The organism is Staphylococcus sp. HL28, assembly GCF_021117155.1.
GTDB classification, from domain to species: Bacteria; Bacillota; Bacilli; order Staphylococcales; family Staphylococcaceae; genus Staphylococcus; species Staphylococcus warneri.
Map to the genome: position 1 here is coordinate 708,243 of NZ_CP088218.1, position 23,032 is coordinate 731,274.

25 protein-coding genes are annotated in these 23,032 nt (G+C 32.3%); 15 read left to right on the plus strand and 10 right to left on the minus strand.

All coding sequences use genetic code 11. The annotated features are described in order from the left end of the window. Window positions 1-11: 11 nt before the first annotated feature. Window positions 12-500 (minus strand): cyclic pyranopterin monophosphate synthase MoaC, encoded by a 489-nt coding sequence (gene moaC / locus LPC11_RS03265; RefSeq protein ID WP_023373645.1) that lies wholly within the window; start codon window positions 498-500, stop codon window positions 12-14. 58 nt (window positions 501-558) lie between these two features. Between moaC and LPC11_RS03270 the strand changes: the two genes are divergently transcribed. The 7 genes from LPC11_RS03270 to LPC11_RS03300 all read left to right on the plus strand — a co-directional run bounded on the left by LPC11_RS03270 (window position 559) and on the right by LPC11_RS03300 (window position 5,253). Then, window positions 559-1,818, plus strand: a complete 1,260-nt coding sequence (locus LPC11_RS03270; protein WP_023373643.1) for a molybdopterin molybdotransferase MoeA — start codon at window positions 559-561, stop codon at window positions 1,816-1,818. Further along, window positions 1,815-2,285: a molybdopterin-guanine dinucleotide biosynthesis protein B gene (gene mobB, locus LPC11_RS03275; RefSeq protein ID WP_023373641.1), complete on the plus strand. Its 471-nt coding sequence runs from the start codon at window positions 1,815-1,817 to the stop codon at window positions 2,283-2,285. Before LPC11_RS03270 ends, mobB begins: the two co-directional genes overlap by 4 nt. A 5-nt stretch (window positions 2,286-2,290) precedes the next feature. Beyond that, window positions 2,291-2,743 (plus strand): molybdenum cofactor biosynthesis protein MoaE, encoded by a 453-nt coding sequence (locus LPC11_RS03280; RefSeq protein WP_041613667.1) that lies wholly within the window; start codon window positions 2,291-2,293, stop codon window positions 2,741-2,743. Next, the gene (gene moaD / locus LPC11_RS03285) at window positions 2,740-2,973 is read left to right on the plus strand and encodes a molybdopterin converting factor subunit 1 (protein ID WP_231307351.1); all 234 of its coding nucleotides are present in this window, start codon (window positions 2,740-2,742) and stop codon (window positions 2,971-2,973) included. The genes LPC11_RS03280 and moaD overlap by 4 nt, the downstream gene beginning before the upstream one ends. Before the next feature lie 5 nt (window positions 2,974-2,978). Then, window positions 2,979-3,581, plus strand: coding sequence for a molybdenum cofactor guanylyltransferase MobA (mobA, locus tag LPC11_RS03290; protein WP_023373636.1), 603 nt, complete (start codon window positions 2,979-2,981; stop codon window positions 3,579-3,581). A gap of 15 nt (window positions 3,582-3,596) precedes the next feature. Beyond that, on the plus strand, window positions 3,597-4,619 hold the full coding sequence (gene moaA, locus LPC11_RS03295) for a GTP 3',8-cyclase MoaA (protein ID WP_023373634.1): 1,023 nt from the start codon (window positions 3,597-3,599) through the stop codon (window positions 4,617-4,619). A 283-nt stretch (window positions 4,620-4,902) separates the two neighbouring features. Beyond that, a complete protein-coding gene (locus LPC11_RS03300) occupies window positions 4,903-5,253 on the plus strand; it encodes a SarA family transcriptional regulator (RefSeq protein WP_023373632.1) in 351 nt (116 codons plus the stop codon). An 89-nt stretch (window positions 5,254-5,342) separates the two neighbouring features. Here the strand turns inward: LPC11_RS03300 and LPC11_RS03305 are convergent, their stop codons facing one another. Next, window positions 5,343-6,548, minus strand: coding sequence for an MFS transporter (locus LPC11_RS03305; protein ID WP_023373630.1), 1,206 nt, complete (start codon window positions 6,546-6,548; stop codon window positions 5,343-5,345). Next, on the minus strand, window positions 6,545-6,979 hold the full coding sequence (locus LPC11_RS03310) for a MarR family transcriptional regulator (protein ID WP_023373628.1): 435 nt from the start codon (window positions 6,977-6,979) through the stop codon (window positions 6,545-6,547). The genes LPC11_RS03305 and LPC11_RS03310 overlap by 4 nt, the downstream gene beginning before the upstream one ends. A gap of 175 nt (window positions 6,980-7,154) precedes the next feature. On the opposite strand from LPC11_RS03310, the gene LPC11_RS03315 reads away from it, so the two are divergent. Continuing rightward, the gene (locus LPC11_RS03315; RefSeq protein WP_023373626.1) at window positions 7,155-7,916 is read left to right on the plus strand and encodes a VOC family protein; all 762 of its coding nucleotides are present in this window, start codon (window positions 7,155-7,157) and stop codon (window positions 7,914-7,916) included. Here LPC11_RS03315 and LPC11_RS03320 read toward each other — a convergent pair. After that, a complete protein-coding gene (locus LPC11_RS03320) occupies window positions 7,913-8,164 on the minus strand; it encodes a hypothetical protein (RefSeq protein ID WP_023373624.1) in 252 nt (83 codons plus the stop codon). The genes LPC11_RS03315 and LPC11_RS03320 overlap by 4 nt on opposite strands. Window positions 8,165-8,377: 213 nt before the next feature. On the opposite strand from LPC11_RS03320, the gene LPC11_RS03325 reads away from it, so the two are divergent. Next, window positions 8,378-9,628: a lipid II:glycine glycyltransferase FemX gene (locus LPC11_RS03325; protein ID WP_023373622.1), complete on the plus strand. Its 1,251-nt coding sequence runs from the start codon at window positions 8,378-8,380 to the stop codon at window positions 9,626-9,628. Window positions 9,629-9,749: 121 nt separating this feature from the next. After that, a complete protein-coding gene (locus LPC11_RS03330; RefSeq protein ID WP_231307352.1) occupies window positions 9,750-12,917 on the plus strand; it encodes an efflux RND transporter permease subunit in 3,168 nt (1,055 codons plus the stop codon). 46 nt (window positions 12,918-12,963) lie between these two features. Here the strand turns inward: LPC11_RS03330 and mspA are convergent, their stop codons facing one another. Both mspA and LPC11_RS03340 read right to left on the minus strand, forming a co-directional pair. After that, window positions 12,964-13,281: a membrane stabilizing protein MspA gene (mspA, locus tag LPC11_RS03335; protein ID WP_015364788.1), complete on the minus strand. Its 318-nt coding sequence runs from the start codon at window positions 13,279-13,281 to the stop codon at window positions 12,964-12,966. A gap of 102 nt (window positions 13,282-13,383) precedes the next feature. After that, window positions 13,384-13,551: an SE1832 family protein gene (locus LPC11_RS03340; RefSeq protein ID WP_023373618.1), complete on the minus strand. Its 168-nt coding sequence runs from the start codon at window positions 13,549-13,551 to the stop codon at window positions 13,384-13,386. Window positions 13,552-13,686: 135 nt separating this feature from the next. Here LPC11_RS03340 and LPC11_RS03345 point away from each other — a divergent pair, with 135 nt between their 5' ends. Continuing rightward, window positions 13,687-14,595, plus strand: coding sequence for an AEC family transporter (locus LPC11_RS03345; protein ID WP_231307353.1), 909 nt, complete (start codon window positions 13,687-13,689; stop codon window positions 14,593-14,595). A gap of 108 nt (window positions 14,596-14,703) precedes the next feature. On the opposite strand, the gene LPC11_RS03350 is transcribed toward LPC11_RS03345, so the two are convergent. The 3 genes from LPC11_RS03350 to LPC11_RS03360 all read right to left on the minus strand — a co-directional run bounded on the left by LPC11_RS03350 (window position 14,704) and on the right by LPC11_RS03360 (window position 17,439). Then, entirely contained in the window at window positions 14,704-15,495 is a 792-nt protein-coding gene (locus LPC11_RS03350; RefSeq protein WP_107566281.1) for a glucose 1-dehydrogenase, read from the minus strand. Between the two features lie 22 nt (window positions 15,496-15,517). Beyond that, on the minus strand, window positions 15,518-16,381 hold the full coding sequence (locus LPC11_RS03355; protein ID WP_023373612.1) for a GRP family sugar transporter: 864 nt from the start codon (window positions 16,379-16,381) through the stop codon (window positions 15,518-15,520). A 164-nt stretch (window positions 16,382-16,545) separates the two neighbouring features. Then, on the minus strand, window positions 16,546-17,439 hold the full coding sequence (locus LPC11_RS03360) for a GNAT family N-acetyltransferase (RefSeq protein ID WP_023373610.1): 894 nt from the start codon (window positions 17,437-17,439) through the stop codon (window positions 16,546-16,548). Between the two features lie 178 nt (window positions 17,440-17,617). Between LPC11_RS03360 and LPC11_RS03365 the strand changes: the two genes are divergently transcribed. Beyond that, on the plus strand, window positions 17,618-19,756 hold the full coding sequence (locus LPC11_RS03365) for a DNA topoisomerase III (protein ID WP_107566280.1): 2,139 nt from the start codon (window positions 17,618-17,620) through the stop codon (window positions 19,754-19,756). Window positions 19,757-19,867: 111 nt separating this feature from the next. Next, window positions 19,868-21,202 (plus strand): NCS2 family permease, encoded by a 1,335-nt coding sequence (locus LPC11_RS03370; RefSeq protein ID WP_104681527.1) that lies wholly within the window; start codon window positions 19,868-19,870, stop codon window positions 21,200-21,202. A gap of 66 nt (window positions 21,203-21,268) precedes the next feature. Here LPC11_RS03370 and LPC11_RS03375 read toward each other — a convergent pair whose 3' ends face one another. Continuing rightward, complete coding sequence (locus tag LPC11_RS03375) at window positions 21,269-21,661, minus strand: hypothetical protein (RefSeq protein ID WP_023373606.1); 393 nt, start codon at window positions 21,659-21,661, stop codon at window positions 21,269-21,271. Window positions 21,662-22,016: 355 nt separating this feature from the next. On the opposite strand from LPC11_RS03375, the gene rpsJ reads away from it, so the two are divergent. Together rpsJ and rplC are read left to right on the plus strand one after the other, a co-directional pair. Further along, window positions 22,017-22,325 carry a 30S ribosomal protein S10 gene (gene rpsJ, locus LPC11_RS03380; protein WP_001118667.1) on the plus strand — a complete coding sequence of 103 codons (309 nt, stop codon included), beginning with the start codon at window positions 22,017-22,019 and terminating at the stop codon, window positions 22,323-22,325. 27 nt (window positions 22,326-22,352) lie between these two features. Then, complete coding sequence (gene rplC / locus LPC11_RS03385; RefSeq protein ID WP_002450526.1) at window positions 22,353-23,024, plus strand: 50S ribosomal protein L3; 672 nt, start codon at window positions 22,353-22,355, stop codon at window positions 23,022-23,024. The last annotated feature ends 8 nt before the right edge of the window (window positions 23,025-23,032 follow it).

Consider the following 23,032-nt stretch of genomic DNA (forward strand, 5'->3'; position numbering starts at 1 on the left):
TTGAATTTAAACTAATTTGGTCGATGATAATCGCCTGATTTTCCACCGGATTTAGATGATAAATAGGTTTGACCTATTATCATACCCTTGTCTACTGCTTTGGTCATATCATATATGGTTAAAGCTGTTACAGATGCAGCAGTTAAGGCTTCCATTTCTACACCAGTTTTACCTGTTGTGGATACTGTAGCTTGAATATTCAGTTCGAAATGATCTGATGATGTTGTATTCCAGTCAAAGGAAACATCTATACCTGTCAATGGAAGCGGATGGCACATTGGAATAATCGTTGCTGTATTTTTAGCAGCCATAATTCCAGCGATTTGTGCTGTATTTAATACGTTACCTTTAGCATTAGTATTTTGAACAATTTGTTGATAAATGGTTTCATTCACAATAATACTTGAGTGTGCGATAGCAGTTCGTTTAGTAACTTCCTTATTAGAAACATCGACCATTTTAGCGTTTCCTTGTTGGTTAATGTGTGTGAATTCTGACATGTTAATCCTCCTTTTCGACACAAGTATATCATGAAAAATAATTTATGGAGATGATCATATGACATTTGAAAAAAGAAGTCCAATACCTGTTAAAGAAGCTATTCAACGAATTGTAAATCAAAATATTCGTTCAAATAAAATAACTGTGTCATTAGAAGAAAGTATTGGTTATGTATTGGCGAATGACATTGTAGCTACTTACGATATTCCAAGGTTTGATAAGTCACCTTACGATGGTTTTGCAATTAGAAGTAAAGATTCTATAGGTGCCAGTGGTGACCATCGAATCAAATTTAAAGTGATAGATCATATTGGTGCTGGTTCAGTGTCACATAAAGAAGTTGGGCAATATGAAGCGGTACGTATTATGACAGGTGCCCAATTACCAGAAGGTGCAGATGCAGTGGTAATGTTTGAGCAAACAGTTGAGGAAGAAGATACATTTTCTATAAGAAAAACATTCGAACAACATGAAAATGTATCTTTAAAAGGTGAGGAAACGCAAACTGGAGACATTGTATTAACAGCTGGTCAACGTATTAATCCAGGTGCTATCGCAGTCTTGGCAACCTATGGATATACAGAAGTTGAAGTTTATGAAAAACCCAGTATCGCAGTTATTGCTACCGGCAGTGAATTGTTAGATGTAAGTGATGAACTTCAACCAGGTAAAATTAGAAATTCAAATGGACCAATGATTAAAGCACTTGCTGAACAACTTGGCATCCACGTAGGATCTTATCAGATACAACAAGACGATTTACAAAGTAGTATTGAAGTTGTTAAACATGCAATGGAGCAACATGACATGGTTATTACGACAGGTGGTGTATCTGTTGGAGATTTTGATTATTTACCTGAAATTTATCGAGCCCTAGATGCCAATGTATTATTTAATAAAGTCGCTATGCGTCCAGGTAGTGTAACAACCGTAGCCGTAGCTAATCAAAAATATTTGTTTGGTTTATCCGGTAATCCGTCTGCATGTTTTACTGGCTTTGAATTATTTGTGAAACCAGCGATGAATCATATGATGAATGCCAAAGCGGTATATCCTCAAATTGTGAAAGCAACGCTTATGGAAGATTTTACTAAAGCAAATCCATTTACAAGATTTATACGAGCTACTGCAACATTAACTCCTGCGGGTGCAACTGTTGTACCTTCAGGGTTTAATAAATCGGGTGCGGTCGTAGCTATTGCACATGCCAATGCCATGATTATGTTGCCAGGAGGTACACGTGGATTTAAACAGGGGCATACTGTTGATGTTATACTCACTGAGTCAGCGGCTTACGAAGAGGAATTAAATATATGATCTTACAAATTATTGGATATAAAAATGTTGGGAAAACAACATTGATGACACATGCAATATCATTTTTAAAAGAGCAAAATTTTAAAGTTGCAAGTATCAAACATCATGGTCATCAAGGTGAAGACATACAATTACAACATGAGCATGTAGACCATATGAAACACTTTCAATCTGGTGCCGATCAAAGTATTGTACAAGGTCACGCCTATCGTCAAACAGTCACTAGAACGACTGAACAAAGCCTTTCTAATATTATTAAGGAATCTGTTACAATTGATTGTGATGTTGTTCTAGTTGAAGGATTCAAACATGAAAATTATGACAAGGTCATTGTTTATGATAATGAAAAACAATTACATGAGTTAAATCATTTAAACAATATATGTTATAGGATAAAATTAAATGAACCCAATGCATTTCAAAAATTTGATGAATGGTTAATAAATAAAGTAACACATAAGGATTGAGCAAAATGAAGCAATTTGAAATCGTAACTACACCGATTCAAACTGAACCCTATCGTGAATTCACATTAAATGAACATCAAGGTGCAATGGTCATGTTTACTGGTCATGTACGTGAATGGACGAAAGGTGTTAAAACAGAGTATTTAGAATATGAAGCATATATTCCAATGGCAGAGAAGAAAATGGCTCAAATTGGCCAAGAGATAGAAGAAAAGTGGCCAGGAACCATCACAACTATTGTTCACAGAATAGGTCCATTACAAATATCAGACATAGCTGTCTTAATTGTTGTTTCTTCTCCACATCGTAAATATGCGTATCAGGCAAATGAATATGCAATAGAGCGAATAAAAGAAATTGTTCCAATTTGGAAAAAAGAAATTTGGGAAGATGGATCGGAGTGGCAAGGACATCAAAAAGGTAGCTACGAGGAAAGTCAAAGGGGGGAAGTGAAATGAAAGTACTCTACTTTGCAGAACTTAAAGATATGATCAATCAAAAGTCGGAATCAATTGATTTGTCAGAAAGTGTAACTGTTGAAGTTTTTAAAGACTTATTATTACAACGACATCCTGAATTAACACATAAGCAATTTCAAATTGCAGTAAATGAAGAATTTGTAAAAGATAAAGATATGATAGGATCTGGTGATACTGTGGCACTCATACCACCAGTCAGCGGAGGATAAGATAAATGAAAGCAATTATACTCGCTGGAGGAGAATCCAGACGTTTTGGACGTCCTAAAGCATTTGCCGAAGTTGAAGGACAAATGTTTTATCAGCGTATTATCAAAGTATTAGAATCAACAAATATGTTTAATGACATTGTGATTAGTACAAACAATCAACTAAAAAATCAATTTGACCATCAGAATGTGGTTGTAGATACAGAGGAGCATAAAGGGAAAGGCCCGTTAGCAGGTATATTAACAGCTATGCAACAGTATCCGGAAGAAGAATTATTTTTCGTAGTGTCAGTTGATACGCCTATGATCAGTGAAAGAGCTATTAATCAACTCTATCAGTTTATGGTGTCACACTTAATAGATGATCAAATAGATATCGCAACGGTAAAAGCATCAGGGCGTTATATTCCAACCATAGGTTTTTATAGTCCTAAGACGAAACCCGTTATTGAAGATATTCTAGAGTCCGATGATTATAGTTTTAAACAATTATATAACCAAATGAATATAGATTGGATTAAAGTTGAAGACATCAAAGCACCGTCATATTGGTATTATAATATCAATTCACAACAAGACTTGGACACTTTAAAACAACAGTTAAGTTAATAAGGAGGGTCCATGATGGTAGAGCAAATTAAAGATAAATTAGGTCGACCAATAAGAGATTTAAGGTTATCTGTCACTGATAGATGTAATTTTAGATGTGATTATTGCATGCCAAAAGAAATATTTGGTGATGATTTTGTCTTTTTACCCAAAGAAGAATTATTAACATTCGAAGAGATGGTAAGAATATCTAAGCTTTACGCGCAATTGGGTGTCAAAAAAATAAGGATTACTGGTGGTGAGCCACTTCTACGTAGAAATCTTTACCAACTCATTGAGCAACTGAATCAAATTGAAGGTATAGAAGATATTGGATTGACTACAAATGGCTTGCTATTAAAAAAACATGGTCAAAATTTGTATAATGCAGGTTTAAGAAGAATTAATATTAGCTTAGACGCGATAGATGATGAAGTCTTTCAAGCTATTAATAATCGAAATATTAAAGCTTCTACAATACTAGAACAGATTGATTATGCTATATCTATAGGTTTTGAAATTAAGGTAAATGTAGTCATTCAAAAAGGCGTCAATGACGACCAAATCATTCCGATGATAGAGTACTTTAAACATAAAGGTATTGAGATCAGATTTATAGAATTTATGGATGTGGGGAACGACAATGGTTGGGATTTCAGTAAAGTAGTTACTAAAGATGAAATGCTAAGTATGGTAGAAGAACATTTTGATATAGAACCAGTAGAACCTAAATATTTTGGCGAGGTTGCAAAGTACTTTAGACATAAAGATAATCAAGTGAAATTTGGATTGATTACAAGTGTTTCTCAGTCATTTTGTTCAACTTGCACTAGGGCGCGTTTATCTTCAGATGGAAAATTTTATGGCTGTTTATTTGCAGAAGTTGAGGGTTTTGATGTCAAAGCATTAATGCGATCAGGTGCAACAGATGCAATGTTATTAGAGCAGTTTAAAGCGTTGTGGCATATTAGAGATGATCGTTACTCTGATGAGCGAACAGAACAAACCGTTCAAAATAGAAAACGTAATAAAATAAACATGAATTATATAGGCGGATAGCATTAAACTATAAAACTAATTATGAATAAAAGAAGACTCATATTTTAGAAACAATTATTCGTTTAATGGATTTAAAATGTTTTATGATATCTGTGCTTTTACATTTATTTACGTTTCAATATTAAAAGCGTACTTTAAAATGATGTAATTCCTTACCAATTTTAGACTTAAATTTAATATTTGTAATAGATAAAATGCTAACAATGTTATATAATAAAGTTAAGCAATTTAATTGTACAATACAAACATCACATCTAAGAATCAACATAGGAGGCATTTTATTATGACAAATAAAGTACAAGGTTTTATTGCATCTGAAAGAGAGCTAAGTCAACTTAAGCATTGGTTGAAATCAACTTATCGTATTTCAATTGAAGAGTTTGTTGTATTATACAAAGTCTTTGAAGGAGAGAAAATAAGTGGGAAAGAATTAAGAGATACATTACATTTTGAAATGCTTTGGGATACTAGTAAAATTGATGTCATTATTCGTAAAATCTATAAAAAAGAACTTATTTCAAAACTACGTTCTGAAACAGACGAACGACAAGTGTATTATTTCTTCAATGCGTCACAAAAGAAATTAATAGATAAAATGATTAGCGAAATAGAAGCGATTAGTATTGCAAACTAACAATATATTGAAAAAGAAAAGCTAGAGAAACCTTATTAAAGAGGTTTCTCTAGCTTTTTTAATTTAGTAAAGTTTGTAAGATTTTATCATTATTCATAAGAATACGTATGTCTAACTTTTTTACCATGTACTAAGAAGTATACGGCGGTAGTCAATAGGCCTAATATAGCCATTCCACCATAAATCTGACTATATGAAACCATATGCGTAAATAATCCTAAGAATGAAGGACCGAAGCCTACGCCGATGTCCAGACCAATAAAATAAGTTGATGTGGCTAAGCCATATTTAGATGATGGTGAAACTTTTATAGAAATAGCTTGCATAGATGAAGAAAGATTTCCATACCCTATACCTAGTAAAATACCAGCGAGTAATAATAAGCCACTGTTATAACTGAACACTAAACAAATAAAACATAATATTTGTGCAATGAATGCTGGGTAAACGACAACATTTTCATTTTTATTATCCATGAGACGGCCTGCTATAGGTCGAGTGACTAATGAAGCAATAGCATAGAAAATAAAGAAATAACTTGCGGCATTAACTAAGTCACGTTGTTCCGCAAACACTTGTAAATAAGTTAAAATAGCTGCATAAGTTACACCAACTAACATCATCACAAAAGCTACTGGTACTGCCTCTTTGGCGATAAAGTTATGGATACTGAATCCTTTAGGTTCTGAAGCATTATGACTGGGTTTAACAGTTTCAAAATCTATTTTAATGAATAAAGATAATAGTAAACCAATAATCCCTAATGCAATACATAAAGTGAATAGAACAGTGATTGAAAAGGCATTAAGCAGCAGAATGCCAAAGAAAGGTCCTACGGCAGTACCTAATACTAAACTTAATGAAAATAAACTGATACCTTCACTTTTACGAGTTTGTGGCGTTACATAAGCTGCTATAGTTCCCGTAGCTGTAGTGGCAATCGCTGTAGCAATACCATTAATTAAACGTACAAACATTAAGAAATAAATATTACTTGGAATAAAATAAAGTGCCTGAGTTACTATCAAACAACTTAAACCAAATATTAATATCTTTTTAGGACCAAATAAATTTACGTATTTACCTGTTCCAAAACGACCAATTAATGATCCCACAATAAATAAGCCAACGACGAGGCCGGCTAGACTATCTGATGCATGATATTCAGATTTACTATATCCAGCAATGACAACAATCAACAAATACATACATAAGTATACGAAAAAGTTTATGATGAAATTTAGATTGAAGCGCTTGGTAAAAATAGGTGCTTTAGTTGCTGACGATTCATTCATTCTTGACTCTCCTTTAGTATCGTTTCATAAATGATGGACATTGACTCGATAATTTTTGATAATTGTTGCTCATTAATACCTGATTTCTTAATAATTTCACTTTGTATCTCATTAACCTCTTTATTAATTACGTTAAATAATTGCATGCCTTCATTTGTTAAACTCAACCATTTTTGACGCTTGTCATTACCCGTTGTAAATGTGATCAATTCTTTTTCTAACAATACTTTGATGAACTTTCGTGTTGTTGGTTTCTCTATAGAACGTCGATAAGAAATATTAACTAATGTCGTCGGTTGGAATTGAGCTATGTCTTTTAATACAAGCCATTGACCAGTATGAATATCATATCGGTCCAATATTGGTTGTGTTAATTTAATATAAGGTCGATAAATACTTATAAAACTATTAAAAAAATCATTACTAATCATGAGTACACCCCAAAATATTTATAAATTAGTTAGCTTAGCTAACCTTTTTAAACGCAAGCATTATTATAGGACTAAAAGCTATATTTTGCAATACTTTTTTACTAGGTTTTAGAAGTAAATTATTGATACATTTGTTAAAATAAGGATTAAGAAATGTAAAAAAGGAGCTCATAACATGGATTTGAAATTTGATCATATCATTCATTACATTGATCAATTAGAGCAATTTAAGTTTCCAGGCGAGGTTGTTAAACTCAATTCCGGAGGTAAACATCATAAATTTGGAACATTTAATAAATTGTCCTACATAAATGAAAATTACATAGAATTTTTAGATGTAGAAGACCAAGAGAAATTACAAAAATTAGCTAAAACTGAAGAGGGAAGAGTGTCATTTGCGACGAAGATAGCTCAAGATAACTTTAAACAAGGATTCAAAACAATTTGTTTAAGAACAAGTAATATTGATGCGATTAAACAGACATTAGAAGATAGAAACATAGATGTCATTGGTCCTGTAAATATGGAAAGAGAAACTAAGAAAGGTGAAAAAATAACGTGGCGTCTTCTCTATATTGCGGACCCAAGTTATATGGTCAAACCACCATTCTTTATACAATGGGATCAGGGAGATGCTAATCGACATGAACAACTTAAGTCGTTGTATCAAACTCAATTCTCTATTGATATGATTATGGTTTCAAGTAGTAAGAGAGCTCAGACAGTGAAAAACTGGCAAAATTGGTTTGATATGGAAATAGTTGATGAAACTGAAAAATATACGGATTTGATTTTGAAAGAAGATCAGATATATTTTCGTATTGAAGATGGTAAACAAGCTGGTTATCATACCGTAGTTCTTAAAGATACTGAAGCTACGGCACCATACTCACTCTATATTAGAGGTGCAAAATATCGATTCGAACCGATTCATTAATATAGATAATTATATGCACTTTGAATAATAATAGCGATATGAAGACAAGCAACGATAATCGATAAAATACTTAGGTAACTACTTAAATAAGTAGTTCTAATTAGTAAAAATAATATAGATAATACTAAAGTGAATGCTGCAATGATGACTTTTAAACTAAAATAATCAATAGTAAATCCACTTAGTACAGAATTGAAAATAGCAATAAGATTAAAAACAATGAACAATACAATGAGTGTTGGCCGCATTAAACACACTACTTTCCTTTAGAATTAGATAGTATATTATATCAAGATTAATATAACTTTAAAAACAAATTAAACTTGATAGAGATACTCATTTAGTATCGATGGAAATAAAGTTAAATATTAAAGTTTAATCGTTAATGTGTTTTGTCGACACTTATATTCAGACGTTGTATAATTATAGGTATTGTTAATATAAAGGAGATATTATAAACCATGGAAAAGATGAATATCACTAATCAAGAACATGACGCATTTGTAAAATCTCATCCAAATGGCGATTTACTGCAACTTACGAAATGGGCAGAAACTAAGAAATTGACTGGATGGTATTCAAGAAGAATTGCGGTTGGTGAAAATGGTGAAATCAAAGGTGTAGGACAATTACTATTTAAAAAGATCCCTAAACTACCATTTACATTATGTTATGTATCAAGAGGATTTGTAACAGATTATGATAACAAAGATGCGTTATCACAATTATTAGAAGAAGCAAAAAAAGTAGCTAAAGACGAAAAAGCATATGCTATTAAAATAGATCCAGATGTTGAAGTAGAACATGGTACAGAAGCATTGAAAAATTTACGTAGCCTAGGCTTTAGACACAAAGGATTCAAAGAAGGATTATCTAAAGATTATATTCAACCTAGAATGACTATGATAACACCAATAGATAAATCAGATGAAGATATTATTCAAAGTTTTGAAAGACGAAATCGTTCTAAAGTAAGACTTGCCCTTAAACGTGGTACAAAGGTTGAAAGAGCTGGCAGAGATGGCTTAAAAACATTTGCGCATTTAATGCAAATTACTGGTGAGCGTGACGGTTTCTTAACGCGTGACATTAGTTATTTTGAAAACATATATGATGCCTTACATGATGATGGTGATGCAGAACTATTCTTAGTTAAGTTAGAACCTAAACCGGTCCTTGAAACGGTAAACTCAGAAATAACAGATTTAGAAAATGAAATTGAAAAGCTTCAAAATAAAAAGCAAGACAAAAAAACATTAAATAAGATTAATGATGCAAATAACAAAATTAAAAAGTCTCAGGATTTAAAAAATGATTTGTTAGAACTTGAAAAAGAACATCCAGACGGCATTTATCTGTCAGGTGCATTATTAATGTTTGCAGGAAATAAATCATATTACTTATATGGTGCATCATCTAATGATTTCCGTGATTTCCTACCAAACCATCATATGCAATATACAATGATGAAATATGCACGTGATCATGGTGCAACAACTTATGACTTTGGCGGAACTGATAATAATCCTGACAAAGAGTCTGATCATTATGGATTATGGACGTTCAAAAAAGTATGGGGCACTTATTTAAGTGAAAAAATTGGTGAATTTGACTATGTTTTAAATCAACCATTGTATCAACTTATCGAACAAGTGAAACCTAAATTAACGAAAGCTAAAATTAAACTTTCACGAAAATTAAAACGTAAATAAATTTACCATTTTATCTGAACGATTCTGTTTATAAAAGAACGTTCAGATTTTTTTGGATGAACATTGCAATATATGAGTATCGAACTAAGACTAGAAATTAATAAAAGGGGACACTTGATAAATGATAAAAAAACTATTGCAATTTTCTCTTGGTAATAAATTCGCAATCTTCCTTATGGTATTACTTGTTATTTTAGGAGGCGTATATTCTAGTGCAAAATTAAAGCTTGAATTATTACCAGATGTTGAAAATCCTATGATTTCTGTCCAAACAACAATGCCAGGTGCAACACCGCAAACGACACAAGATGAAATTAGTAGTAAAATTGATAGCCAAGTGAGATCTATGGCTTATGTTAAAAGTGTCAAAACAGAATCTATCCAAAATGCTTCTATAGTGACTGTTGAATATAATAATGACACTGATATGGATAAAGCAGAGGAACAATTGAAGAAGGAAATAGACAAAATCAAATTTAAAGATGGTGTCAGTGATCCTGAATTAACACGTAATTCGATGGATGCCTTTCCTATTATCGCATATTCTTTAACTGATAAAGATAATGATTTAAAATCGGTGACGAAAAAGTTAAATCAACAGCTTATTCCTAAATTACAAACAATTGATGGTGTTCAAAATGCACAATTAAACGGGCAAACCAATCGTGAAGTGACATTGAAATTTAAACAAAAAGAGTTAGATAGTAAAGGTGTTACGGCAGACGATGTTGAAAACTATCTGAAGACTGCAACTAGGGAGACACCATTAGGTTTATTCCAATTTGGAGATACTGACAAATCGATTGTTGTAGATGGACAATTTACTTCTGTTGATGCATTTAAGAATATAAAGATACCAGCGACGATTGCTGGTCAAGGACAAAGTAGCGAAAGCGATAGTGCTGATAGCCAAGATAGTGAAAGTCTAATGCCATCAGAGCCATCATCATCAGCGAGTAGTTCAAAACAAGGTTCATCTAGCTCTATGCCGTCATTTAAATTAAAAGATGTAGCGGATATATCAGTTGGTGATGAACGTACATCTATCTCTAAAACAAACGGCAAGGATGCAGTTAACTTACAAATTACTAAAGCGCAAGATGCTAACACTGTTCAAGTTGCCAAAGATGTACAGAAAAAAGTAGATGAATTTGAAAAAAATAATAGTGAAATGAAAGCTATTAAAACGATGGATACAGCAAAACCTATTGAAGATTCATTATATACGATGATTGAAAAAGCCGCTTTAGGTACCATTGTAGCCATTGTTGTTATACTTTTATTCTTAAGAAATATAAGAACTACGGCTATTTCAATTGTTTCAATACCAATGTCAATCTTAATAGCATTAGTTGCACTTAAATTATCTAATGTTTCATTAAATATACTTACATTGGGTGCGCTAACAGTAGCAATTGGACGAGTGATTGATGATTCCATTGTTGTTGTAGAAAATATATATAGACGTTTATCCGATAAAAGTGAACAACTCAAAGGGGATTCACTTATTGTCAGTGCTACAACGGAAGTGTTTAAACCTATTCTATCTTCTACACTTGTGACTATCATCGTATTCTTACCACTAGCATTCGTATCAGGATCAGTCGGTGAGATGTTCAGACCATTTGCATTAGCCATCACATTCAGTTTATTAGCTTCATTATTAGTATCTATCACTGTTGTTCCGGCATTAGGTTCAACATTGTTTAGAAAAGGAATTCAAACTAAACCAAAGAAACAAGCACAAGGTGCTATTAGCAGTGGTTATAAAAAGGTGCTCAATTGGTCTCTCAGTCATAAATGGATAGTTATTATCATTAGTATTGTGCTACTAATAGGAAGTATTGGACTAGGCGCAGCTAAATTAGGTACAAGTTACATTTCATCAGGTGATAATAAATTCATGGCGTTAACTTATACACCAAAACCTGGAGAAACTGAAAAATCAGTACTTGAACATGGCGAACAAGTTCAAAAATACCTTAAAACAAAAAATAAAGTAAAAACAGTACAATACTCAGTAGGTGGACCAACACCTTCGGATCCTACAGGAAGCACAAATAGTATGGCCTTGATGGTAGATTATGATAAAGACACACCTAACTTTGAAGAAGAACCAGATAAGGTCCTTAAGCATGTTGATTCATTTAAACATCCAGGACAATGGAAAAACCAAGATTTAGGTACCGGAGCGGGAAATGATTCAATTGAAGTGACAGTTCAAGGGCCTTCAACAGACGAGATTAAAGGTACAGTTCATAAAATAGAAAGTACTATGAAAGATGTTAAAGGCATCAATAATGTCAAATCTGACTTGTCAGAAACATATCAACAATATGAAGTCAAAGTCGACCAAAATAAAGCAGCTGATAATGGTATATCTGCTAGTCAGTTAGCTATGAATTTAAATGAAAACTTACCTGAAAAAACAGTTACGACAGTAAAAGAGAATGGTAAGAAAATTGATGTGAAAGTAAAACAAAACAAACAGACAGATTGGTCTCAAAATAAATTAGAAAATATCAAATTGAAGAAACCAACAGGTGGAACAATTAAATTAAGTGAGATTGCTAAACTGGAAAAATCTTCAACACCAAGTAAACTAACACAAGAAGATGGTGACTATTCAACAACAGTTTCTGGTAAGATAACAAATAGTGATGTCGGTGGTACTTCTCAAAAAGTGATGTTAAAAGTCAATAAGATGGATAAACCTCATGGCGTAAAAGTGAACGTTGGTGGAGCAACAGATGATATTAATTCTGCTATGTCTCAACTTGCGATAGCGATGTTAGCAGCAATCATTATTGTTTATCTTATCTTGGTAATTACGTTTAAAGGTGGTTTAGCACCATTTACCATTCTATTCTCGTTACCATTTACGGTTATTGGCGTTGTGCTTTCACTTGTAATTACAGGCGAAACCATTTCAGTACCAAGTTTGATTGGTATGTTGATGTTAATTGGTATTGTAGTGACCAACGCAATTGTATTGATAGATAGAGTAATAAATAACGAAAAATCTGGAATGGATATGAAATTGGCATTAATAGAAGCAGGTGGAACAAGAATACGACCTATTTTAATGACAGCAATTGCAACAATAGGTGCATTAGTACCGTTACTCTTTGGGGAAGACAGTTCTATATTAATTTCCAAAGGTATGGCTGCAACAGTTATTGGAGGACTTATTTCTTCAACGATTTTAACACTTATCGTTGTCCCAGTAATTTATGAAATATTATTTACACTTAAAGATAAAATTTATCGAAAACTAAATAGAAAATAGTATTTAAAAAGCCTCTTATCCAATTAATGAATAAGAGGCTTAACTATTAATATAAAATTAAAGTAAGAATAATATAAATAACGAATAATCCAATGGATAAGATGTTTAATATGTTTACACCTTTAACATCATTTTTAAGCGATTTAAATGCTGTTACTTCAACGTTACCAACTAATAGTAACAAGACTATGAATACCCACCAATTTTCATTTGGGAATTGCATTGTCGTAATAGCAACTACAAATAATAATAAAACCGCCATGATTATTCTTAAGATTCTAGTAAATATAGAATTCATTTTGAATATACTTATGTAACTTACAATTAAGTATAGTAAAGGCAATAAGATTAAGTATAATTTCATGAATTGACATCCTTTCTATTTCGAATTTATATTAGCACGTTCTATTGATTATGACTAGGATGTCTATAATAAAAATGTAATGATATTGTGACACCACAACCACTAATGTTCATTTATTTGTTTTCTCACCTTAGCTATCTCTTTTTCGATTTCTTCTAATTGATTAACTAGTGGATCGATATTTTGATTTAATGACTCGCGTTTTTCCAAGTCACCTTGTAGACGTGTGTAATCATATTTTAGTTCCGCTAATTTAGATTCTAAATTCATTCAAAGACAACTCCTTTATTTATTATTTTACAGAGTATTTAAATTATATCATGAAACAAAGTGGTTCTAAAATTTATAGCAAATGTGTTAAAGTTATCAATTGTAAGAGTTGAGATACGTGAAAGAAGGGTTGGTATGACGGAACAATTTGTAATGATTATTCTTTTAATCGCTTTAGGGTACTTTTTAAAGCGAATTAATTATTTGAAAGCAACGGATAGTCAAGTACTTTCTACTTTAGTTTTAAATGTAACCCTACCTTCTTTAGTGATTGTTAATTTGAATCATGCTGATTTAAATCCATCGTTTTCGATATTGCCTGTTATGATGATTATTTACGGAGTATTAGCTAAAATTACCGTTATTTGGTGTTTTCGAAAATATAATAATCAAATGCGTGGTTCAGTAGGTATGATGATTGGTTCTATGAATATTGGATTATTTGCTTATCCACTTGTAGATGCTATATGGCCGGGAACGGGTATGGTTTATTTTGGAATGGTTGATATTGGTGGAGCAGTAATTATGTTCGGTCTAACTTACTTTGTTGGAAGTTACTATAGTGAGGGAAGCGACCAGTTTAACTTTAAATTTTTAGGACTAAAACTAATTCAATCGGTGCCGCTAGTTACATATATTGTTATGTTTACTTTAAATATGGCTAACATACATTTACCAAAAGTAGCCATAGATTTCTTTTCAATTTTAGGTAAAGCCAATATGCCAATGTCTATGATTTTATTAGGTGTTATGCTGAGCTTTACAATTGATCGGGCGTATTTACCTATTGCAATCAAATACCTATGTCTACATTACGGAATTGGCTTAGGTGCAGGATTACTCGTACATTATTTCTTACCGGTATCTGATCAAATGATTAAAACGACATTATTAATCACATGGTTATTACCTGTAGGTGTAGCGATTATACCTTATTCAATCCAATTTAAATACAAAACGTTACCTTTAATAGGGATGGTTACTAATTTAACGATTGTCATTAGTATTATTATATTATATATGTATCAAGCATTTTTTGTTTGATAGCCATTTAATCACAGAGTTAAAAATAAAAACCATGCAATACATGTGAACATAGTGTTATTAAATAACATATATTGTACATGTATATTGCATGGTTTATTTTTCGATTTAGCCTTTACCACCCATAAAAGCAGGATAATTTGTCATACCACCATCAACATAAATGGTAGTACCGTGAACATAATGAGCTAAATCTGATGCTAAGAATAAAGCTACATTAGCAATGTCTTGAGCATCACCAATTTCTTTTGCAGGAATCATTTCTAATGTTTCTGCACGTGTTTTTGGATCAGAAAATTTTTCTTTGGTATGTTCAGTAACAATAGCCCCAGGAGATATATTGTTAATTCTGATACCAAACTGAGCATATTCCATCGACATTGTTTCCATCATTAATTTTAATCCACCTTTACTAGAAGCGTAATGGACGTAATTAGGCCATGGAATTGTGTCGTGAACACTTGAAGTATTAATGATAACACCTTGTTTATCTTCATCTCTGAATTGTTTTATCGCTTCTCTTGACCCGATAAAAGCGCCAGTTAAGTTAATATCTATAACTTTTTGCCATTCTTCAAGCGTCATTTCATGAGTTGGTGTTGGTTTTTCAAAACCAGCATTATTAATCATAATATCTAACGTTCCAAAATGATTAACGGTTTGTTTGATTAAGTTGATCACATCTTCTTCTTTTGAAACATCACCTTGAACAAGTAAAGCATCTCCACCAGCTTGTTTGATTATATCTACTGATTCTTGTAAAGAATCATCATGTTTATCAGAGCGATAGTTAAGTACAACTTTGGATTTAGCTTTACCAAAGTTTTCTGCAAATGATTTTCCAATACCACTACCGGCTCCTGTAATAATGGTTACTTTATTTTCTAAGTCTTTAAACAATTAAGAGCCTCCTATAAATGAATTATTTTAGATTACCTAAAATAATAGCAGCAATGATAATAAGGATAATACCCGACCATATCCCTGTCATCTGACGACTGTCTTTTTTCTCTCCTAAGATAAAGATACCGCCAAGTGTAGATACGATAACTAATAATTGAGATAATGAAAAACTAGTTGCAACGCCTACTTTAGGTTGTGAATAGAACATAAATAAGTTACCGATTGCCCATACTACACCAGGAATAAGGTTTAAGGCAGTAGACTTGATTGATGTTTTATGATTCATTGATAAAATGAATCCACCAATTGCCATTCCGACTGATTGGAAGAATAGCGCCTTAGTACCACTAACATTAAAGATATCTCCTAATACAACATAACCAACGTAACCAACTGTTGAAATTAAAAGAATACCCATTGCTTTTTTGAACTCTGGATCATCAGATTTCCCTTCGTTTTTAGCTTTTAATGATGTTAGTGCAATACCTGCGACTAATAGCACCATGGATAATAAACCGAATATAACTTGTACCATAGTACTCCATTCACCAAGGAAAATAACACTAAATAGAGTGGTGCCGACCAACTGCATTCCAGTTGAGATAGGCATTGTTTTAGATACACCAATTAAATTAACAGATTTTAATTGGTTCCCTTGACCAAATGCCCAAAGAGCCCCAGAGAATAATCCAACTATAATGACTGTTAAATCGTCAAAAGCAGCATTACCAGTTAAAAGTAAACAAATACCTACAATGAGTGCACCTAAAGTGGTACCTCTAATTTGGTTATAGGGGCCACCACCAACGAAAACATTGATAATAACAACACTACCCCAAAATAGTGCTGGTAACAATGCGATTAAAATATCAAGAAACTGCATATGTTTCTCACTCTCCTAAAATACGAATTAAGTGCTCCCCTTAATAACACTTGGAGTTAATTCTAAAACAAATTGATAGAATAGTAAAAAACATCGCTCGAATTTTGGTTTGATACGCTAAAAAATACATCACCCAAGAATAGGGTGATGTATAACAGATATTTTTAATTGTCGGTATTATTAACTGTTTCATGTATATGTTGTGGTTCTAATTTATATTTTTTGTATTCATAGTTCGTTTTAAAACCTAATTCGTTAAATCGTTCAACAAGTTTACTGTTTTTATTACGTATTTTGAAATAAACTTTACGTAAATCAAAATGAGTAAATGCGTAATTTAACGCATATTCTAATAAATCAAAGGCAATACCTTTCATGCGATAGTCAATATGTGAACTGAAATACTTTATTTCAGCACTAGCTTGTTGCTTATTAACGTCTAGATATAAATAACCTTTTAATAAACCTTCACTAACGAATAGGAATAATCGATGTGTTTCATCAATACTATTAATAATGTCATTTGCATCCATAGCATCGTGTTTAAATGTTTTTTGATGCATACGTGAAAATGCACGGTAAAATCCTTTTTGGTATTCAATAATATTTTGTTCACTTCCAAGATCGCCTATATCCTGATGAGCTTCTAAATAGTAGTCCGTGAAATTATAACTCGCTTGAATTTGTTTAACGAAAGGTTTATATGTTTGTACGCCTTCTTCGAATGAAAAATTATATACCGCATGATCAGGTTGTCCAGCTATCATAGTATCAAATAATTGTTGGAATAATAGCGGGGACAAGTTAAAATTTGCTTCTATAAATGGGCCAATAACTTTGAATTTATGAGTTTCATATGGAATTGCAAAAATCAGTGACTTGATTTGGTTATCTTCAATGATGGCAAAAGCGCCAGGATGATTAATTGCTTCTTCTAATAACTGATCAAATTCAGAAAATTGTTGAGGTATTTTATATAAATAGGAAGTTACTTGGTAATCAGAATTTTCAATGAAAGATTTTATTTCTTTAGGGTCATTCAACTGAATAATGTCCATAATCCTACCTCCGTAACATAGTAATTAATATAATTATATGGGTAAATACTAATAAATGAAAGTTAATTGATACATGTACATGTTACAATTAATGTAATCCATTAAACATAATCATTATAGACATTAAATAAGCTTAAATCTATATATTATAGTTAAATAAGAAAGGGAATTATCACAAATGCAATCATTAATTTTAGCAGAAAAACCTTCAGTTGCACGAGATATTGCAAGTGCACTTAATATAAATCAGAAAAGAAATGGTTATTTTGAAAATAATCAATATATTGTAACTTGGGCACTAGGTCATTTGGTTACGAATGCTACACCTGAACAATATGACAAGTCTTTTCAGGAATGGAAACTTGAAGACTTACCAATTATTCCGAAACAAATGAAAACAGTAGTGATTGGTAAAACAAGCAAACAATTTAAAACAGTAAAGTCATTAATGCAAAAAGACAATGTTAATGAAATAATTATTGCCACAGATGCTGGTAGAGAAGGGGAGCTCGTTGCAAGACTTATTTTAGATAAAGTTGGAAACAAAAAACCTATTAAGCGATTATGGATAAGTTCAGTAACTAAGAAAGCGATTAAAGATGGCTTTAATCATTTAAAAGATGGCCGTCAATATCAACACTTGTACGAAGCAGCCCTAGCAAGAAGTGAGGCAGATTGGGTGGTTGGTATCAATGCAACAAGAGCTTTGACAACAAAATATGATGCACAATTATCTTTAGGTCGAGTTCAAACGCCCACCATTCAATTAGTTCAATCTCGTCAAAATGAAATTAATGAATTTAAACCGCAAACATACTATACATTATCAATTAAAGTAGATGGGTTTGAGTTTAATTTTGATTCTGGGCAACGTCGAGTCACTGACCAACAAGAACTTAAATCAATAGTAGATGATATAAAAAATAAAAAGGGTCAAATAGAAAATGTAGTATCAAAACATAAAAAGACTTACCCTAGATCTTTATATAACTTAACGGATTTACAACAAGATGCTTATCATCGCTATAAGATGGGACCCAAAGAAACGTTAAATACCTTACAGAATTTATATGAAAGACATAAATTAGTTACATATCCGCGTACGGATTCTAATTATTTAACAACCGATATGGTGTCAACTATAAAAGAAAGATTACAAGCATTACTGGCCACAGAATATAAAGAAAATATAAGAGCATTAATGTCTCAATCGTATTCTACTAAAATGAATATATTTAATAACCAAAAAGTTTCTGATCACCATGCAATCATTCCAACCGAAATAAGACCTGACTTATCTCAATTAAGTAATAGAGAAATGAAAATCTATATGTTAATAGTAGAAAGATTTCTTGAAAGTTTAATGCCACCATATGAATATCAACATATTAAAGTGCATTTAGTAGTAGGTCAGTTCAAATTTGTATTAAACGAAAATGTCACAACTCAATTAGGGTTTAAAGCATTGAAACAACAAAAAACAGAAATTGTTACTCAGAATCTTTTTAAAAATAATCAAACAGTTAATATACAACACACCGATATAAAGTCACATCAAACAACACCGCCAGATTACTTTAATGAAGGAACATTATTAAAAGCTATGGAAAGTCCTCAGAATTATATACATTTGGATGATAAAAAACACGTACATACACTTAAAGAAGCGGGGGGGATTGGGACTGTTGCCACACGAGCTGATATTATTGAAAAACTGTTCAATATGAATGCAATTGAATCAAGAGATGGCAAAATTAAAGTAACATCAAAAGGTAAACAAATTTTAGAGCTTGCACCATCAAAATTAACATCACCATTATTAACGGCAGAATGGGAAGAAAAATTACTACGCATTGAAAAAGGAAAATATAATAAGCAGCAATTTATAAAAGAGATGAAGGCATTTACGACTGAAATTGTAAACATTATTAAGAATAGTGAACAGAAATACAAACACGATAATTTAACCACTACTGAATGTCCTACATGTGGTAAATTTATGATTAAAGTCAAAACCAAAAATGGTCAAATGTTAGTATGCCAAGACCCAACATGTAAAACGAAGAAAAATATTCAAAGAAAGACAAACGCGCGTTGTCCAAACTGTAAAAAGAAAATGACTTTATTTGGTAGGGGAAAAGATGCAACATATAGATGTGTATGTGGACACTCAGAAAGCCAAGCACAAATGGATAAACGTATGAAAGAAAAATCGAGTGGTAAAGTATCCAAAAAAGAAATGAAGAAATACATGAATCAACAAGAAGAACTTGATAACAATCCGTTTAAAGATGCTTTGAAAAATCTAAAATTGTAAAAAATTCGAACAAAAACGTGTCAAAAATTATGAAAGTTCGTATTTAGTATTGTCTTTTTAGAAAATTGGTATTAAAATATTAAAGTATTTCAAAAAAGAGGAGCATTAGCCGTGAAAAAATACTTCAAGTTCGATGAATATGGTACAAACTTTAAAAGAGAAATCTTAGGTGGTATCACTACTTTCTTATCAATGGCGTATATTTTAGCAGTAAATCCACAAGTATTAAGTTTAGCAGGAGTTAAAGGTGTATCTGAAGATATGAAGATGGATCAAGGAGCCATTTTTGTAGCTACTGCTTTAGCAGCATTTGTAGGTTCATTATTTATGGGCCTTATTGCAAAGTATCCTATAGCATTAGCACCAGGAATGGGATTAAATGCATTCTTCGCATTTACAGTTGTTTTAACAATGGGCATTCCTTGGAAAGTCGGTTTAACAGGCGTTTTATTCTCTGGTATATTCTTCGCGATTTTGACCGTCACTGGACTTCGAGAGATTATCATTAATGCGATACCGTATCAGATGAAAATGGCCGTCTCAGCTGGGATAGGATTGTTTATCACATTTGTTGGATTACAAAGCTCAGGTATCATTGTTAAAAATGACTCAACATTAGTTACACTTGGTCATTTAACAAAAGCCCCAGTATTATTAGCAATATTCGGTATTGTAATTACAGTTGTGTTATACGCGAAGAAAGTACCAGGTTCAATATTTATTGGTATGATCATTACTGCTATAGTAGGTATGATAACGGGTCAAATTCATACACCTACTGGCGTTGTTGGTCAAATTCCTAGTATTAAACCAACATTTGGTGCTGCATTTGAAGCATTTAAAGATCCAGGACAATTATTTACGATACAATTCTTAATTGTCATTTTAACTTTCTTATTTATAGATTTCTTTGATACAGCAGGTACTTTGGTTGCAGTAGCAACTCAAGCCGGTATCATGAAAGATAATAAATTACCGAGAGCAGGTAGAGCTTTATTCTCAGACTCACTAGCAACAATTGTAGGTGCTATTTTCGGTACTACAACAACTACATCTTACATTGAATCAACTTCAGGTGTAGCAGTAGGTGCAAGAACAGGTTTTGCTAGTATTGTAACTGGATTCTGTTTCTTATTAGCATTATTCTTTAGTCCATTAATCGCTGTAGTTACAAGCGCTGTTACAACACCAGCACTTGTAGTAGTGGGTGTGTTAATGGCAGCGAATTTTGCTGAAATAAATTGGAAACGATTCGAAGTTGCAGTTCCTGCATTTATTACAATTATCATGATGCCTTTATCATATTCAATAGCTACTGGTATTGCATGTGGATTTATTTTCTATCCAATTACCATGTTAATTAGTAAAAGACATAAAGAAGTACATCCGATTATGTATGTATTAATGGTATTATTCATTTTATACTTCGTATTCGTACATGGCTAAATAAAAAAGGACGTTCACACTCATATTTGTGTGAACGTCCTTTTTTAGAATGAAGTAATATGATGGCTATTTAGATTTATGACCATCTTTATATTGTGTATAGATGACTCTTGCGTTTTTATTCGGAATGTAAGTTGGTGCAGCTAGTACAATAAAGACAAAGAAAATCATCAATACAAACAATGCCCAATGAATAATCATACCTACAAAAGGAATAAATGCGACAAACGAACCAATAATACCAAGAATTGGAATAATCACCATAGGTTTAATGGTATTTTGGTTATCTACTAATAGTATTATAGTAAGAATTAGATATAAAAATGCATTAAATAATAATGGCTGCCATCCAAAGCTTACGATAACGCTACCACCTAAAAATGGAATGCCATAAAAGAATTCACAAATGATTAAGAATACACCAATAATTGCTAGGGTTAGTTTAATACCGTTTTTCATTCAATTCACCCCCGTTCTCTTCTATTATAATAAAAAGAAACTAAAGTTAGTATTAAAAAGATTATATCAGACAAAATGAAAATAGAAATAAAGTAAAAAAATTCCCTAAAACGGTTGAATAAGCAATACATTTAAAGTACAATAACAAAGTATGTGTTAGACAAAACAGAAAAAAGTTAGTGAAAACCATTGATTAATCAGTGTTTTTCATGTAACATATCTAATGTTGGACTTTAAGAAACGCGATGAAGCGAAAGGTTACTGACACACCCGGCCGCTTTGCCATGGCGCTGTGTGAGATAGTTTTCGTGGAGAAGTCTATCACTTAAATGTAGACGAATAAGGAGGGAAAATTATGGCAAAACAAAAAATCAGAATCAGATTAAAAGCTTATGATCACCGCGTGATTGATCAATCAGCAGAGAAAATTGTTGAAACTGCTAAACGTTCTGGTGCAGATGTTTCTGGACCAATTCCGTTACCAACTGAAAAGTCAGTTTATACAATCATCCGTGCCGTGCATAAGTACAAAGATTCACGTGAGCAATTCGAACAACGTACTCATAAACGTTTAATCGATATTGTTAACCCAACACCAAAAACAGTTGATGCTCTTATGGGCTTAAACTTACCATCTGGTGTAGACATCGAAATTAAATTATAATAGAAAAATTTAGGAGGTGGACTTTCGATGACCAAAGGAATCTTAGGAAGAAAAATCGGGATGACACAAGTGTTTGGAGAAAACGGTGAATTAATCCCAGTTACAGTAGTAGAAGCAGGACAAAACGTTGTATTACAAAAGAAAACTGAAGAAGTTGACGGTTACAACGCAATCCAAGTAGGATTTGAAGACAAAAAAGCATACAAAAAAGGTTCTAAAACTAATAAATATGCTAATAAACCAGCTGAAGGTCATGCTAAAAAAGCGGACACAGCACCTAAGCGCTTCATTCGTGAATTCAGAAACGTTAACGTTGATGAATACGAAGTAGGTCAAGAAGTCTCAGTTGATACATTCGAAACTGGTGACATCATTGATGTTACAGGCGTTTCAAAAGGTAAAGGTTTCCAAGGTGCTATTAAACGTCACGGACAAGCTCGTGGACCAATGGCACACGGTTCTCATTTCCACAGAGCACCAGGTTCTGTAGGTATGGCTTCAGATGCTTCAAGAGTATTTAAAGGTCAAAAAATGCCAGGCCGTATGGGTGGAAACACAGTTACTGTACAAAACCTAGAAGTAGTACAAGTTGACACTGAAAACAGTGTGATCTTAGTAAAAGGTAATGTACCTGGACCTAAAAAAGGTTTAGTAGAAATTTCAACTTCAATTAAATCAATTAAAAAAGGTAATAAATAATTAATAAG

What these genes read in the sequence shown, in the direction of transcription:
- mspA (WP_015364788.1), bottom strand. Translation starts at nt 13,281, where the DNA reads ATGAAATTATACTTAATCTTATTGCCTTTACTATACTTAATTGTAAGT.
- rplC (WP_002450526.1), top strand. Translation starts at nt 22,353, where the DNA reads ATGACCAAAGGAATCTTAGGAAGAAAAATCGGGATGACACAAGTGTTT.
- LPC11_RS03310 (WP_023373628.1), bottom strand. Translation starts at nt 6,979, where the DNA reads ATGATTAGTAATGATTTTTTTAATAGTTTTATAAGTATTTATCGACCT.
- LPC11_RS03355 (WP_023373612.1), bottom strand. Translation starts at nt 16,381, where the DNA reads ATGCAGTTTCTTGATATTTTAATCGCATTGTTACCAGCACTATTTTGG.
- mobB (WP_023373641.1), top strand. Translation starts at nt 1,815, where the DNA reads ATGATCTTACAAATTATTGGATATAAAAATGTTGGGAAAACAACATTG.
- LPC11_RS03305 (WP_023373630.1), bottom strand. Translation starts at nt 6,548, where the DNA reads ATGAATGAATCGTCAGCAACTAAAGCACCTATTTTTACCAAGCGCTTC.
- LPC11_RS03280 (WP_041613667.1), top strand. Translation starts at nt 2,291, where the DNA reads ATGAAGCAATTTGAAATCGTAACTACACCGATTCAAACTGAACCCTAT.
- mobA (WP_023373636.1), top strand. Translation starts at nt 2,979, where the DNA reads ATGAAAGCAATTATACTCGCTGGAGGAGAATCCAGACGTTTTGGACGT.
- LPC11_RS03330 (WP_231307352.1), top strand. Translation starts at nt 9,750, where the DNA reads ATGATAAAAAAACTATTGCAATTTTCTCTTGGTAATAAATTCGCAATC.
- LPC11_RS03365 (WP_107566280.1), top strand. Translation starts at nt 17,618, where the DNA reads ATGCAATCATTAATTTTAGCAGAAAAACCTTCAGTTGCACGAGATATT.
- LPC11_RS03325 (WP_023373622.1), top strand. Translation starts at nt 8,378, where the DNA reads ATGGAAAAGATGAATATCACTAATCAAGAACATGACGCATTTGTAAAA.
- LPC11_RS03315 (WP_023373626.1), top strand. Translation starts at nt 7,155, where the DNA reads ATGGATTTGAAATTTGATCATATCATTCATTACATTGATCAATTAGAG.
- LPC11_RS03300 (WP_023373632.1), top strand. Translation starts at nt 4,903, where the DNA reads ATGACAAATAAAGTACAAGGTTTTATTGCATCTGAAAGAGAGCTAAGT.
- LPC11_RS03340 (WP_023373618.1), bottom strand. Translation starts at nt 13,551, where the DNA reads ATGAATTTAGAATCTAAATTAGCGGAACTAAAATATGATTACACACGT.
- moaA (WP_023373634.1), top strand. Translation starts at nt 3,597, where the DNA reads ATGGTAGAGCAAATTAAAGATAAATTAGGTCGACCAATAAGAGATTTA.
- LPC11_RS03375 (WP_023373606.1), bottom strand. Translation starts at nt 21,661, where the DNA reads ATGAAAAACGGTATTAAACTAACCCTAGCAATTATTGGTGTATTCTTA.
- moaC (WP_023373645.1), bottom strand. Translation starts at nt 500, where the DNA reads ATGTCAGAATTCACACACATTAACCAACAAGGAAACGCTAAAATGGTC.
- LPC11_RS03270 (WP_023373643.1), top strand. Translation starts at nt 559, where the DNA reads ATGACATTTGAAAAAAGAAGTCCAATACCTGTTAAAGAAGCTATTCAA.
- LPC11_RS03345 (WP_231307353.1), top strand. Translation starts at nt 13,687, where the DNA reads ATGACGGAACAATTTGTAATGATTATTCTTTTAATCGCTTTAGGGTAC.
- rpsJ (WP_001118667.1), top strand. Translation starts at nt 22,017, where the DNA reads ATGGCAAAACAAAAAATCAGAATCAGATTAAAAGCTTATGATCACCGC.
- LPC11_RS03360 (WP_023373610.1), bottom strand. Translation starts at nt 17,439, where the DNA reads ATGGACATTATTCAGTTGAATGACCCTAAAGAAATAAAATCTTTCATT.
- LPC11_RS03320 (WP_023373624.1), bottom strand. Translation starts at nt 8,164, where the DNA reads ATGCGGCCAACACTCATTGTATTGTTCATTGTTTTTAATCTTATTGCT.
- moaD (WP_231307351.1), top strand. Translation starts at nt 2,740, where the DNA reads ATGAAAGTACTCTACTTTGCAGAACTTAAAGATATGATCAATCAAAAG.